12 protein-coding genes are annotated in these 13,460 nt (G+C 41.7%); 7 read left to right on the forward strand and 5 right to left on the reverse strand.

Going from position 1 to position 13,460, the window contains the following annotated elements; genetic code table 11:
- The first annotated feature begins 775 nt into the window (after nt 1–775).
- Together FHG64_RS05540 and metK are read left to right on the forward strand one after the other, a co-directional pair.
- Entirely contained in the window at nt 776–1,411 is a 636-nt protein-coding gene (locus tag FHG64_RS05540; protein WP_139065491.1) for a hypothetical protein, read from the forward strand.
- A 451-nt stretch (nt 1,412–1,862) separates the two neighbouring features.
- On the forward strand, nt 1,863–3,122 hold the full coding sequence (metK, locus tag FHG64_RS05545) for a methionine adenosyltransferase (RefSeq protein WP_139065492.1): 1,260 nt from the start codon (nt 1,863–1,865) through the stop codon (nt 3,120–3,122).
- Nucleotides 3,123–3,202: 80 nt separating this feature from the next.
- Here metK and FHG64_RS05550 read toward each other — a convergent pair whose 3' ends face one another.
- The gene (locus FHG64_RS05550; protein WP_139065493.1) at nt 3,203–3,913 is read right to left on the reverse strand and encodes an SRPBCC family protein; all 711 of its coding nucleotides are present in this window, start codon (nt 3,911–3,913) and stop codon (nt 3,203–3,205) included.
- A 390-nt stretch (nt 3,914–4,303) separates the two neighbouring features.
- On the opposite strand from FHG64_RS05550, the gene FHG64_RS05555 reads away from it, so the two are divergent.
- Genes FHG64_RS05555 through FHG64_RS05565 form a run of 3 tightly spaced genes read left to right on the forward strand, consistent with a single transcriptional unit; the run spans nt 4,304 to nt 7,089 of the window.
- Nucleotides 4,304–5,671, forward strand: coding sequence for an acyl-CoA dehydrogenase family protein (locus tag FHG64_RS05555; protein WP_139065494.1), 1,368 nt, complete (start codon nt 4,304–4,306; stop codon nt 5,669–5,671).
- Nucleotides 5,672–5,692: 21 nt separating this feature from the next.
- Nucleotides 5,693–6,610, forward strand: coding sequence for a 2-hydroxyacid dehydrogenase (locus FHG64_RS05560; RefSeq protein WP_139065495.1), 918 nt, complete (start codon nt 5,693–5,695; stop codon nt 6,608–6,610).
- A gap of 20 nt (nt 6,611–6,630) precedes the next feature.
- On the forward strand, nt 6,631–7,089 hold the full coding sequence (locus FHG64_RS05565; protein ID WP_139065496.1) for a universal stress protein: 459 nt from the start codon (nt 6,631–6,633) through the stop codon (nt 7,087–7,089).
- 350 nt (nt 7,090–7,439) lie between these two features.
- Here the strand turns inward: FHG64_RS05565 and FHG64_RS05570 are convergent, their stop codons facing one another.
- Nucleotides 7,440–7,907: a nuclear transport factor 2 family protein gene (locus FHG64_RS05570; RefSeq protein ID WP_139065497.1), complete on the reverse strand. Its 468-nt coding sequence runs from the start codon at nt 7,905–7,907 to the stop codon at nt 7,440–7,442.
- A 298-nt stretch (nt 7,908–8,205) separates the two neighbouring features.
- On the opposite strand from FHG64_RS05570, the gene FHG64_RS05575 reads away from it, so the two are divergent.
- Nucleotides 8,206–8,622, forward strand: coding sequence for a DUF2141 domain-containing protein (locus FHG64_RS05575; protein ID WP_139065498.1), 417 nt, complete (start codon nt 8,206–8,208; stop codon nt 8,620–8,622).
- A gap of 761 nt (nt 8,623–9,383) precedes the next feature.
- On the opposite strand, the gene FHG64_RS05580 is transcribed toward FHG64_RS05575, so the two are convergent.
- From FHG64_RS05580 to FHG64_RS05590, 3 genes are all read right to left on the reverse strand, one after another.
- Entirely contained in the window at nt 9,384–10,223 is an 840-nt protein-coding gene (locus FHG64_RS05580; protein WP_139065499.1) for an ATP-grasp domain-containing protein, read from the reverse strand.
- 355 nt (nt 10,224–10,578) lie between these two features.
- Entirely contained in the window at nt 10,579–10,767 is a 189-nt protein-coding gene (locus FHG64_RS05585) for a hypothetical protein (RefSeq protein WP_139065500.1), read from the reverse strand.
- A 64-nt stretch (nt 10,768–10,831) separates the two neighbouring features.
- On the reverse strand, nt 10,832–11,794 hold the full coding sequence (locus FHG64_RS05590) for an NAD-dependent epimerase/dehydratase family protein (RefSeq protein ID WP_139065501.1): 963 nt from the start codon (nt 11,792–11,794) through the stop codon (nt 10,832–10,834).
- A gap of 726 nt (nt 11,795–12,520) precedes the next feature.
- Between FHG64_RS05590 and FHG64_RS05595 the strand changes: the two genes are divergently transcribed.
- Entirely contained in the window at nt 12,521–13,459 is a 939-nt protein-coding gene (locus FHG64_RS05595; protein ID WP_139065502.1) for a threonine ammonia-lyase, read from the forward strand.
- Nucleotide 13,460: the final 1 nt, after the last annotated feature.

Here is a 13,460-nt window from a genome sequence, read left to right on the forward strand (position 1 = left end):
CTAACATCTAAAAACAAAAAAATCCCTTCAGCTGGCTTGCCGAAGGGATTTTGGAATTGAACTAACTAAAACTAAATTTTTAGATCCTTAATTGCCGGCAATAGCGTTTTGTTGCGCACATAATACACATCTGCATCATACAGATCATTATTGTTGCTATTGCGGGGTTGGTGTTCATTGTTATCGGTTGTCGGTTATCGGTTGTCGGTTCTCAGTTGTAGGTTGTAGGTTGTAGGCTAAAAATATGTTATTCGTTTTGTCTGTCCTCTCTCCTCTGTCCTCTGTCCACTTTTCTCTCTTTTCTCTTCTCTCTTCTCTTGTTTCTTGTTTCTTGCCTCTTGTTTCTTATCTCAATACTCATATCTCAATACTAACATCTTAAAACAAAAAAGCCGCTGCGGTGGCAGCGGCTTTGCAATTCTATATTGTTAGATATCATGCAATAGTGTCCGCTGCGGAAGGTCTCCACATCATCATACACATATTGCAAATATTCTGGTACATTTTATTGTTTTGTTGAAAGCAAAGTTAACGACAGAAAAATTTAGGAAGCAAACATTTGTAACGTTTTTTTCCAATTTTTTTTTAAACTGACTATCCATCGGCCTTTTCGGCTTAATTTTTTTTTACCTGCATGTGGAAAAATAAGGATGAGAACAGGTAGAATAAATTTCTTCAATTTTAAAAATAAAATTTTTTAATGCACTTATTATGAGTACTTTAAATAATTAGATTAATCCTGAAAATTCAGGTGCTCACCTTAAAAACAAAAACTATGAAAACAATTTTACTCTTATCGACATTGTTCATTTTTGGGTTCGGGGCTATTTCTTACGCCCAATTGGAAGAAGGTAACCTTATGCTGGGTACAGACATAGGTAGTGGAATTACGAATACAACCAGCAATGGACTTTTCAGTCTGGATTTTGGTCTCAATGATGGGGCCGGTTATGACCTTGGGCTGAGTCCTAAAGCGGGTTATTTTTTAAATGATAACCTTGTACTGGGTGCGATAGTAAATCTTGGCTACTCAAAATCTCCAAGGAGTGCAGGCCAGTCTACAGAAACATTTGTATATGGAGTGCAGGCTTTCACAAGGTTCTACATAAGACCGGGAGAGGCAAATCTTGAAGAATTGGTTAGAACCGGAAGATTTTTTCTTGAGAACAATGCAGGGGTTGCAGGAGTCAATGTAACGGGTGGTTCTACAACCAATGGTTTTACCTTTGGATTTGGCCCGGGATATTCGTGGTTTCTCAATTCTTATATTGCTCTTGAAGCTATCGTAAAATACAACGGATTGGTTGGCGGGGGTAATACAGATTTCCAAAATTCAATTGGATTAAACCTGGGGATTCAAATTTTCATACCGCGTGCTGAAGCCAGGGAACGGGTTGAACAATTTGAATGATCCCACCTTCCTTTTTTAAATACATTTGTCATCCATTTTAAAACTTTTAGGCTTCTAGAATGGATTTTAGATCCCCCCGAATTAATTTTATTTTTTATTAACCGGAAATTTTTCAAACATTTTTCCAGCCTTTTAGAATTATCTTCCGGGAGTATGCAATTTTTTAACCTAAAGATTTTTTTTGCACCAGGGATTGAGCGATTGTTGGAGCTCTCCCGATTTTTTCATCGGGAAGCGACTCGCGAAAGCCCGGCCCGGAGGGAGGTGCCCAACATATTCTAATTATGCGTTAAAGAACATGGCTATTCAATCAAATTTTATACATTTGCTCCTGATTGATTACAGGGACTAATTTGACTGATTGCAACCCTTAAAAAATGCTAAAGCAGTGAAAACTTCTCTAGCACTTTCCGTCAAATAGCCTTTTAACCTTAATTTTTAAAATTAGTAAATGGCCTATTTATTTACTTCAGAAAGTGTTTCTGAAGGACATCCGGATAAAGTCGCAGACCAGATAAGCGACACTCTTTTAGACAATTTTTTAGCATTTGATGAAAATTCCAAGGTAGCTTGTGAAACCCTCGTTACCACAGGACAGGTAGTTCTTGCCGGCGAGGTGCGAAGTAACACATACCTGGATGTACAAAACATCGCCCGGGAGGTGATCAATGATATTGGTTACACCAAGGGAGCTTATAAATTCAGCGGGGATTCCTGCGGGGTGATCTCCCTTATCCACGAACAATCGCAGGACATTAACCAGGGTGTAGACCGCGGCAGCAAGGAAGAACAGGGCGCCGGGGACCAGGGAATGATGTTTGGTTATGCCACGAGCGAAACCGAAAATTATATGCCACTGGCCCTGGATATATCCCACAAGATACTTATTGAACTTGCAAAACTAAGACGTGAGAATGAGGAGATAAAGTATTTGCGTCCCGATTCCAAGAGCCAGGTTACCATTGAATACAGCGATGAAAATGTACCCCAAAGGATCGTGGCAATTGTGGTGTCAACTCAGCACGATGATTTTGATGAGAACGATGAGCGGATGCTGAAGAAGATCAATGATGATATTAAGAATATATTGATTCCACGTGTGATTGCACAATTACCGGGATATGTTCAAAAGCTATTCAATGAGGACATCCAATATCACATTAATCCTACCGGGAAATTTGTTATTGGAGGGCCGCATGGAGATGCAGGACTTACCGGAAGGAAGATCATAGTAGACACCTATGGTGGGAAGGGTGCCCACGGTGGAGGTGCATTTTCAGGAAAAGATCCCAGCAAGGTGGACCGCTCTGCCGCGTATGCTGCTCGGCATATCGCCAAAAATCTTGTGGCGGCAGGACTTTCAGATGAGATCCTGGTCCAGGTTTCCTATGCAATTGGAGTGGTGGAACCTACTTCAATTTTTGTGGAAACATATGGCAAATCAAAGGTGAACATGACAAATGGGGAAGTTTCGAAAAAGGTAGCAGGGATCTTTGATATGAGACCGGCCGCAATTGAAGAGCGCCTCAAACTGCGCAATCCTATTTACAGGGAAACAGCTGCATATGGCCATATGGGAAAAGAGCCGCGCACTGTTACCAAAATATTCGAAAGCCCATATAATGGAAAGATCAAAAAAGAGGTGGAACTTTTCACCTGGGAAAAACTGGATTATGTAGACAAGGTGAAAGAAGCCTTTGGATTGGAATAGATTACAGTTTTAATTGAAATGAAAACCCACACAGTTCGAATGAATTGTGTGGGTTTTTTTATTAAAATTTGATAATCAATTTAAGCCTTACTTGCTTTTCGTTTTGCCTTACCACCTTTTTCCATAATATTCTTAAACTCTTTAAGGTCATTTTCAAGAACTTTTTTAAAGGCAGGATTTAAAAGCTGCGCTGCCACTCCTCCAGCTTTTCCTGCAGGTGGCCTGTAGTTGATGGTGGTTTCCACGATAGTCTTTTTGCTGCCTACCGGTTCAAAACGTACTTCCCCGGAGTTCTCAATTTCAGCATCAGGAAGGGATCTCCAGGCCAGGATTCTGTTTTCCTGCTCCCAGGTGATCTCTGCCTCCCACTCTATTCTTCCCAGGCCGCCGGGGCCTTCAGCAACCCAAAGAGATCGCTTTTCGTCTATTTCGTTTACCAGTTTCAAATGGCTCATAAAATCTGGTAAATTCTCCAGGTTACGCCAGTATGCATATAATTCTTCCTTTGGTTTTTTAATAAGCACGTTGGTCTTTACCTCAATGATAGATTTTGGATTTACTTTGGATTTACCGCCACTTCTGGTTCCTTTGTACAGTAAGGCACCTCCTGCTACTGCTCCAAGGATTCCCCAAAGCTGGTTCTTCGTAACTCCCCAGCCGGAAAGCATATCCCCATTCTGTGCGGAATTTGACCTTTTAGAGGTACTTGTGGCACTTTTGTTTGATTTGGATTGATTCGAAGCAGTCGTAGTGCCTGCTTTTGTTGTTTGATCTTCTTTTGGTGTTTTCATTTTATTTTTATTTTTCTTGATTCATAAATATTCCCAGCTCTCTGCTGAATGTGGAAAATTCCAGGAGATTTTTTTGGATGGGGTATGCAGTATCTTATTATTTCAAAATCCTGCAATAATTAATTTATTCAGGATAGTTTCTTCCGAAGAAAGCATACTTCACCACCAAAATATATCCTCATTAAATTTAAAACTCTCGCCTCCAATCAATGATAATTTGAATATAAATTTTTACTAATGTTTTCTTTAAAATTCTTAATGAAACAAAGGTTTTTCTTTTTGAATTAATTAATTGCTCAAGGATAGAGGGCTTTACTTTATTCTTGAGAAAGCTTTAACAACTGTAAGCGGTATTAATCCCTAATTTTAAAAAATTCAAATTCATACCCTATGTCGCTCTTCGGAAAAGTTAAGAACACAATTAATTTATTGAAATCTGTTGATATGGACCAGCTTACTAAAATAAGCAAGACCATAGATCTTCCAGAAGCTATGAAAGCTTTAGGCAACCTCGATGAGCGGCAACTGCAGGGATTAATGAAAATGTTGAAGACCAAACGGCGTAAAAGTCAGGATGACCTCCCTCCTATCGATGGGGATTTCTATAACCTTGATCTACGGCTAACACCGGAGCAGCGGGACCTGCAGCTCAAAGTGCGAAATTTCATGGAAGATGAAGTGCGGCCACTTATAAATGACCACTGGAACCGGGCAAAATTCCCATTTGAGATCATAGAAAAATTCGCAAAACTGGGGATCACTGGGGTTCCTTATGAAGGGTATGGATGTCCAAACCTTTCCTTTTTAATGGAAGGGATCATTGCCCAGGAGATCGCGAGGGTAGATGTTTCCATCTCCACCTTCTTTGGAGTACACAGTGGGCTGGCCATGGGTTCAATATACCTATGCGGAAGCGAGGCACAGAAACAGGAATGGCTGCCAAAGATGCAAAAACTGGAAGCCATAGGCGCCTTTGGACTTACAGAGCCTAACGTAGGTAGCGGGGTAGCCGGAGGAATGGAAACCACCTGCAGGTTTGATGGAGAGAACTGGGTGCTTAACGGACAAAAGAAATGGATTGGTAATGCCACCTTTTCTGATGTCACGGTGATCTGGGCCAGGGATGAGGATACCAATGAAGTAAAAGGATTCCTGGTGCGGGCAAAGGAAAACCCAGGTTATAAAGCTGAAAAAATGGAAGATAAAATGGCGTTGCGAATTGTGCAAAATGCCATTATTACCTTGACAGATTGTAAAGTGCCGGAAAGTGACCGGCTGAAGCATGCAAATTCTTTTAAAGACACCGCCAAGGTATTGCGAATGACGCGGGCGGGAGTAGCCTGGCAGGCAGTGGGCTGTGCACGTGGCGCATATGAAAGCGCACTCAAATATACCCGGAAAAGGGAGCAGTTTGGCAGGCCAATCGCCTCCTATCAGCTTATACAGAATCACCTGGTGGAAATGCTTTCAAATCTTACCGCTATGCAAACAATGGTCTTCCGCCTTTCAGAAATGCAGGACCAGGGAATGCTTACAGATGAGCACGCCTCCCTGGCCAAAGTCTACTGCAGCATGAGGACAAGGGATGTGGTGAGCCGCGCCAGGGAAGTCATGGGCGGCAACGGGATCCTGCTGGAATATGATGTCGCAAGGTTTGTGGCAGATGCTGAGGCAATCTACAGTTATGAAGGAACAAAAGAAATAAACTCACTTATCGTTGGCCGGGCAATAACCGGGTACAGCGCATTTGTGAATTAATAAACTTATAAAAACAAAAAAATGTCGGTTTTAGTTATTAGCCCGGGAAGAAACCCGGAAGCATGGGTAAGGGAGTTGAAAAATCAGCACCCGGGAATGAACATAGTGGTTTATCCCGAACAACACGATGATGAGGAGGTAGAATATGCCATTACGTGGAAACACCCAAGGGGAATTTTCAAAAATTATCCAAATCTTAAAGTTATTGCCTCTATGGGTGCCGGGGTAGATCACATTACCAGCGATCCCGAAATTCCGGAAGACGTGATCATCACACGGGTCGTGGACAAACAGCTGCGGGTAGATATGTGTTCCTTTGTGCTTGCATTGGTAATGGATAACTTGCGAAATATTTCTATTCATCATTGCAGCAAAAGCTGGGAGCCAAAGAAATATAAACGAATTCAGGATACCCATATCGGGATTATGGGCCTTGGGGAATTGGGCAGCGGGGTAGCAGAAAACCTAAAGATAAACGGATTCAAGGTTTCCGGCTGGGCAAAATCCAAAAAGGAGATCGACGGAATAAATACCTATAGCAGTGAGGAACAGGATGAATTCCTGGAAGAACTGGATATCCTGGTATGTCTATTACCCCTTACAAAGGAAACTGAAAATATCCTCAATAAAGATCTGTTTGACAAGCTGCCTAAAGGAGCTTACCTCATCAATGTCGCCCGGGGAGAGCACCTGGAAGAACAGCACCTGCTGGATGCAGTTAACAGCGGACAGCTAAGCGGGGCAGCACTGGATGTTTTCAGAAAAGAACCCCTGCCAGAGGAGCATCCTTTTTGGGAAAATGAGAATATTTTTATTACTCCGCACATCGCCAGCGTAACAGATCCAAAGCATGTGGTACCCCAACTGGTTGAAAATTATGAAAGAATGACTGAAGAGGAAGAACTTTTAAACGTGGTAACGCAGGAGAAAGGATATTGACCAAATTTAAATCTTAAGTTATGAAGGAAATAAAGAACATTCTGGTAGCAATAGATTTTAATGACACCGTGGGCGAGCTCTTAGGCTATGCTGAAGGGATTGCGGCAAAGTTTGGGTCCAAAGTGTGGGTGCTGCATGTGGCAGCCCCAAATCCCGATTTTGTAGGCTACGAACCCGGCCCTCAATATATACGCGATATCAAGGCAGATGAGCTGCGAGAAGAACACCGCTCCCTGCAAAGAATTTGCAAGACTTTTTTCGATGAGAGCATAGATTGCGAGGGGCTGCTCATCCAGGGGTCTACCGTGGAAACTGTGGTTGACGAGGCAAAAAAGCTAAAAAGTGACCTGCTCATAGTCGGAACCCATAAACACAGTTTCTTTCACGATCTTTTCTCTGAAAATGTTTCCCTGGAACTACTGAAAAAAGCTGAGATCCCATTGTTAGCTATTCCTATTGAAGATGAAGAGGAGGAGTAGAGAATTTCCAATCTCTTGACCTATTATGAGAAGGAGCAAAATTCTCTTCCTTAGTAGACCTCACAGGTTTTTGAAACCTGTGAGGTCTGTGTCGTGCTATGCAAAGTGTTAAGGGTACTGGCAGTTTTATTAAAAACAATCCCTTATCATCCTGCAAAATGCTTTTTCGCGCAACTAAGGATTTCTGGCGGAGGAATAATATCGAGGTTCTTTTTGATATTCTGCGGGAGGAGAAGCGAGTTTACCGATTGTGGACTTCATTGCATTTTTCTCTATCGGCAACTGTCCTTTCCCACTGCACCGACTGTAGGGATTCTTCGCTGCGCTCAGAATGACAAAAGGTTGGAATATTACTCTTCCTCTTTGTGTTCCTTCCTGGTTGAATGAAGCATTTCCAATTTCCAGCCGTCTTCGGTTCTTATCGCAGAGGCGCTTTCCAGCCAGTTCATCTCGCCTACTTTCCTGCCGTCTATTTTAAATTCGGCTTTATTGTGGTAGGCGGTCCAGGCCATATCTCCTTTAATCTTAACCTCAATAAAATCGAAGGTATTAATCCGTTCCGGCATCTGCTCCATTTTCAGCATCATATTCATGTATTTGTTAATGGAGTCGTTGGTCCAAACCTCCCCGTGCTCCAAAAGCAGGAAATCCCTGGTGTAATAAGTGTCAATTTTATCGATTTTTGCCTCAGATAATAGGTCCTGAAAAGAATCGATGATAAGTTTTTTCACAAGTTCCTCGTCCTCCCGCATTGCAGTTTGTGCTACAAGCGGAATGGAAAGGAACAGCATCATACAGGGTAGTAACAGATTTTTCATATTCTTGGTTTTAGTTAGCTATTTATTTTAGGTTGAGACAAATTTAGAGATGCCGCATTATTAATTCTCAGTTTTAATTTTTTAACCTCACCTACGGAATTTATCCTCTCCTGAATACTAACTTTAATGTAAGGTTTTTTCAGAAATAATTTGATTGCTTATAATTCCTGTCATCTGAATGCTGATCTTTCAGAAGACATCCTGCAATTACTGCCAAATTCAGCATAAATTCTGGCATTTATTTTGAAGTTAACCCGGGAAATGATCACTTTTATATTATAGTACCTAATTAGAAATTATGAAAAATCTAAAATCTTCCCTGCTCATCTTCCTTTTTGGAACCTTTTTAACCAACGCCCAGAATACCATTGAGGTAGAGATCACTAATTTTGATAATAATACGGGGGTGGCTTTCATAGGACTTTACAATTCTGAAGGGGCATTCCTTAAAACCCTTTATAAAGGTGAAAAGGCAGAGATCAAAAACCGGAAGGTGGTACTAACTTTCGAGGACATTCCCAATGGCACTTATGCTATCTCCGCTTTCCATGATGCAGATGAGAACGGGGAACTTACCACAAATTTCATAGGAATTCCAAAGGAAAAGTACGGGGCTTCCAATAATGCCCCTTCCAGATTTGGTCCACCAAAATGGAAGGATGCGCGTTTTGAGGTGCGGAATGGTGAGACGGTTTACCAGAAGATTGAATTGTAACATTTGAGAATTTGAATACGATCAGGTTCGCTGTAAAAAGGTTTTTTTTTGACCCGTCAGGGACTGGATATGGGTAGCACTATAAGACATAAAATATCCCTGTGCCTTTAGGTACGGCATATAAATTCACGACACATATTCTGTACCTAAAGGCACAGGTAACCGTCTACATAATTTTTTTTAACAATAGATAGTCCCTACGGGACATTATGAATAAATGTCCTGAATAGCAATATTCCTATTCTGCCAGGATCTTTCAAATTGAATTGTACCCGGAAGGTGAATATAGTTTTAGTGTGAGGGTAATTTTCTTAATAAGACATTAGATGCTGAAACAAGTTACCATTGACGTATTCTATATTCTATATTATCCACGGGAGTCTCTGCCCATTTCATAGGACCGCCTTTTCTTTTTTGCTGCAATCCTCACCCTTTGGTCGTCGGTTGCAAGAAAAAGAAACAAAAAAGTCTAGGCTTACGAAAGCTTATCTAAATTTATCATTCGGTGGCTAAATTTTAGGAACTCGCGGGCAAATGAATTCAAGCGAGATTAATTCCCTTTCGCTCAAACAGCCTAAAATTCTTAACGCCCCTCTCATTTCAAATTTTACGATAAGCTTTCGTAGGCCAGGAAAAACCTTAAAACGAAAATTTACCTCCAATGTTGATTCTCCTACGTCATCACCTCACGCTAATGAAAACATTTTTATTGGGGTCTCAGCATGACGTTATTAAAAATGTTTTTTGTCCTTACGAGACAACTACACCATCTCCACAACCGGCTCCCCTGCCGGGGCCATCTTCTTTAAAGCCTCAATAAAATTATCGATGAACTGCTCTCTTTCCTCTTCAGGCAACAGGTCGAGGGACAGGAATGGGTTAAGGTCTTCAAGTTCTACCAGCAACAGGGATTCATCCCGCAATCTACAGGCGTCTACACGGGTTATTCCCCTTTGCATATTGTTCCATTGCAGGAACTGCTGCGCAAACTCGAGGTCGGCCCGGGTGGGTTCGTATTGCGTAAGCTCCCACCTTCTTTCTTTGTTGGGAGCGTACATCGCGTATTGAAATACATCATTCAAATAATAGAACGATACTTCATATCTGAAATCGATAAAAGGCTGGATCAATTTCCCTTCAGGTTTTGATTCATGGAATTCCTGCGGACTCAGGATCTCCATTCCTACAGAGTCGGCACCATTCTTCAGCTTAACAATATATTGTTCTGGTTCGCCAAGTTTATAGCTGTCTTCATACTTTTCCGCAGTGGGTATCACCGGGAATCCAAGCGCCTGCAGGTCCAGCAAATACTGTTTCCCTTTTTGATCGCCCTTTCCATCAAAGGAATTGAAGGTTGAAAGGTTTCTCTCCTTAACCGCCTTCAGCAGTTCATTATACTCCTCCTCATACTCCAGTACACATCCGGCGTTCCTGAAGACAAGTGCATCTATCCCATCCAGGAGGTTTGCAGCTTGCCGCGGATTGGTGATTATTACATTAAAATGCTGCTGTAGCCTGGAGGTGATAAAAAGGTCCTCTTCATAATATTTACGGCCCTTGGCAACGTAATAAAGGTCTGTTACATAAAGTATTTTCATCATAATGATCTGCCTGTTTAAAGGAGAGCGAATTTAAAAAAGAAAACCAAAATGCAATGAGAAAAAAGAGGAAAAACCTCGCGGGCCTAAAATCTACTTTTTCGGCTAAAAATGTTCAGCCATTCAAACTTACGAGCATAAAAAAACGAAATAAGACTCTATAGCACCGGCAATGCAAAACACAGAAGTACCAGTAGGAATTTTTCGTCTTTTTCTAACCGTTTATTCAAAATCACATAGATAAGAACAGTAAAAAACAATAAACCCAGCATAAAATAAACCAGGTTCTGCAACCACTGCGGAAAGAAAAATGTAATTGCAGATGATTCCAATGAGAAACTTCTAATCCTTATCTAACTTAGCGGTTTTTTCCGGCGGGAATATGCAGGCAGGCCAGACCTATCACAGGGAATAAAATGGTAGTGTAAATAAGAGCATTCTTTCTATACCCTGTAAGATTTTCTCTTTTAGCAATGTCCATTAAGGTATAAACCATCAGGATCAAATTGGGAATAAATATCAAATAAAGTATCGTGGCCTTATCCATCTTTATGAATTAGAATGAAGGTCTAAAATACAATAATATTGGCCCTAAAAATATAATAAAACTATTATTTTGAAGACGTGATAACAGCCGGGCGTTGCTTGTGGTAATCGGCAGCTATAACTTCTCTCACACCTGTTTTATAGGGAGTGGGTCTTTGTGAAAATTTGCTTTCAAATTTATCGCTGTTGAACACGTAATCGCGGTCATATTGATAGAGCATTTCCACGCTTTCCTTCATCTCCGGAATAAAGATCCCCAGGAATCTTACAAAGGATTTTCCCACCCGGCGAAATTTTGGTTCCAAATGCATTTCCTTAGCGATCTCCTCTACCCACTGTTTTCCAGTCAATGGTTCTTTTGCAGTTGGCAGGTGCCAGGTCTGCCCATAGGCATCGGGTGTATTGCCCAGCAGGGCCGTAGCTTTCCCGGCATCTACAGTGTAGGTGAAGGAATGTTTTTTATTATAATCCATAAGCCAATTTGCCTTTTTGCCCTTGCTCAACGGTTTGATCACAGTTTCATTCAATAGTCCGGAATCTTTTATTCCGGGGCCGTAGAAGTCGGCACTACGGGCTATAAGGGCCTGCAAGTCTTTTGATTTCACCGCAGCCCATAACATCTCCACCAGCCTGGCACGGACTTTACCCTTTTCTGAAGGGGGATTTACCGGCAGGTCCTCTGTAATAGGATCCAGGTTGCTGCCATCGTACATATAGATATTATCAAAGAAAACCAGTTTGCATCTAACTTTAAGGCAGGCTTTGATCACATTTTCCATAATAACAGGCCATTTCTCCTGCCATACTTTGGTATCATAAGGCAGCCCAACAGTGAGATACGCAATATCTGAACCTGTAACTGCCTTGAGAGTTTGGTCATAGTTGGTAAGATCTGCAACCAAAACCTCATCTGTCTCATTCACCGCCTGGGGGTTGCGGCTTACAAGTCTTATCTCCATGGTGTAGAAAGTAAGTGCTTTCGCTAGTTCTGTGGCAATAACACCACCCGCTCCTAGTATTGTTTGCATCTTTTGGTGGTTTTAAATTAGCATTTTGAACCCTTTTCTCAACGCACCTCTAAGTTACTACTAATTAGATAATTAAAGAATATTTTTACTGAAGGTTTGTAGGAGAAAATAGCGTTTTTAACTCTTATCCCGAACCCTCTGTCCGAGTAAGTTTTCTGAAGCCAGGAGGCGAAAAGTAAGTTTATCGAGAATTCCGGGAAGTACAAAAATATCTAGAAGTCTCGATACAAATTTTACCTACGCTACCGCTGCGGTAAAAAACACTACCTGACGAAGAGGGTTTAATTTAAAAATCTAAAACTTTAAACCGAAAGCCGACAGTTCGAAATTTTGATAATTTTTTTATTAGCGTGAGGTGATGACGTATTTCCCCGGCCTACGAAAGTTTATCGTAAAATTCTTTTTCTTGCAACCGACGACCAAAGGGAGAGGATTGCAAGAAAAAGAACAAGCGGTCCTATGAAAGAAGGGTTTTGTAAACTGAGCCATTATATAACCGTATCTATGGGCACAGAGATCTTATTTATTTCGTTTCTACCCAATTATCGCCCTAACGGCCCAAATTCTTAGAGAAAAATTTCGTAGGTATTCTAAACTACCCTAAAACAATTGAATTGGTTTCCCTATAAAAATTTAATCTCATCATCAGGCAATTTAATTCCTCGCACTTCCCACAAAACAATCTATTCTTTTTTATCTTGCTTCCTCATATGAAGCAATCTGCAGATGATCACTAAGAAAGACCTGGAAAACGTACACCAACGTATTTTGCCCTATATTCACCGCACCCCGGTTTTGACTTCGCACCTATTAAATGAAATGGCGGGTGCTGAAATATTTTTCAAATGCGAAAATTTTCAGCGTATGGGAGCTTTTAAAATGCGTGGAGCAGTGAATGCCATTTTGAATCTTTCCGAAGAGAAACGGCAGAAAGGCGTTGTCACCCATTCCTCAGGAAACTTTGCACAGGCTGTTTCGCTGGCGGCGAAAAGTGCGGGGGTACCTGCTTGTATTGTGATGCCCTCTTCTGCTCCGCAGGTGAAAAAGGATGCTGTCAAAGGCTATGGCGGGCAAGTGACCGATTGCCCTCCCACTCTTGAGGAAAGGGAAAAGGCGGCCCAAAAGATCATTGATGAAACCGGCGCCACTTTTATCCACCCTTCAAATGACCTGGATGTGATCTATGGACAGGGAACGGCTGCTTTGGAATTATTGCAGGATCACCCTAACCTGGAGTATGTGATAACTCCCGTTGGCGGCGGCGGACTCATTGCCGGAACTGCTCTTGCAGTTCATTTTGCTTCAACAACCTGTAAGACCATAGGCGCAGAACCCTTTGAAGTAGACGACGCCTACCGTTCCCTCCAAACCGGAAAAATAGAGACAAATGAGACTACCAATACTATTGCAGATGGATTGAAGACCCAGCTTGGGGATAAGAATTTTCCAATCATTAAGGAGCATGTTTCAGAGATCATCCGGGTGGAGGAAAAAGAGATCGTCTCTGCGCTTAAACTCATTTGGGAACGTATGAAGATCATCGTGGAACCGTCAAGTGCTGTGGCTTTCGCGGCGGTTTTGCGGGAAAAGGAGAAATTCCGGGGTAAGAAAATTGGGATCATCATCTCCGGCGGGAATGTTGATCTTAGTGATTTGCCGTTTTGAA

Source organism: Antarcticibacterium flavum, from assembly GCF_006159205.1.
In the GTDB taxonomy this organism is placed as follows: Bacteria; Bacteroidota; Bacteroidia; order Flavobacteriales; family Flavobacteriaceae; genus Gillisia; species Gillisia flava.

Bases quoted from the DNA above. Each gene is read 5' to 3' on its own strand.
- FHG64_RS05540 (WP_139065491.1), top strand. From the start codon at position 776: ATGAAAACAATTTTACTCTTATCGACATTGTTCATTTTTGGGTTCGGG.
- metK (WP_139065492.1), top strand. From the start codon at position 1,863: ATGGCCTATTTATTTACTTCAGAAAGTGTTTCTGAAGGACATCCGGAT.
- FHG64_RS05550 (WP_139065493.1), bottom strand. From the start codon at position 3,913: ATGAAAACACCAAAAGAAGATCAAACAACAAAAGCAGGCACTACGACT.
- FHG64_RS05555 (WP_139065494.1), top strand. From the start codon at position 4,304: ATGTCGCTCTTCGGAAAAGTTAAGAACACAATTAATTTATTGAAATCT.
- FHG64_RS05560 (WP_139065495.1), top strand. From the start codon at position 5,693: ATGTCGGTTTTAGTTATTAGCCCGGGAAGAAACCCGGAAGCATGGGTA.
- FHG64_RS05565 (WP_139065496.1), top strand. From the start codon at position 6,631: ATGAAGGAAATAAAGAACATTCTGGTAGCAATAGATTTTAATGACACC.
- FHG64_RS05570 (WP_139065497.1), bottom strand. From the start codon at position 7,907: ATGAAAAATCTGTTACTACCCTGTATGATGCTGTTCCTTTCCATTCCG.
- FHG64_RS05575 (WP_139065498.1), top strand. From the start codon at position 8,206: ATGAAAAATCTAAAATCTTCCCTGCTCATCTTCCTTTTTGGAACCTTT.
- FHG64_RS05580 (WP_139065499.1), bottom strand. From the start codon at position 10,223: ATGATGAAAATACTTTATGTAACAGACCTTTATTACGTTGCCAAGGGC.
- FHG64_RS05585 (WP_139065500.1), bottom strand. From the start codon at position 10,767: ATGGATAAGGCCACGATACTTTATTTGATATTTATTCCCAATTTGATC.
- FHG64_RS05590 (WP_139065501.1), bottom strand. From the start codon at position 11,794: ATGCAAACAATACTAGGAGCGGGTGGTGTTATTGCCACAGAACTAGCG.
- FHG64_RS05595 (WP_139065502.1), top strand. From the start codon at position 12,521: ATGATCACTAAGAAAGACCTGGAAAACGTACACCAACGTATTTTGCCC.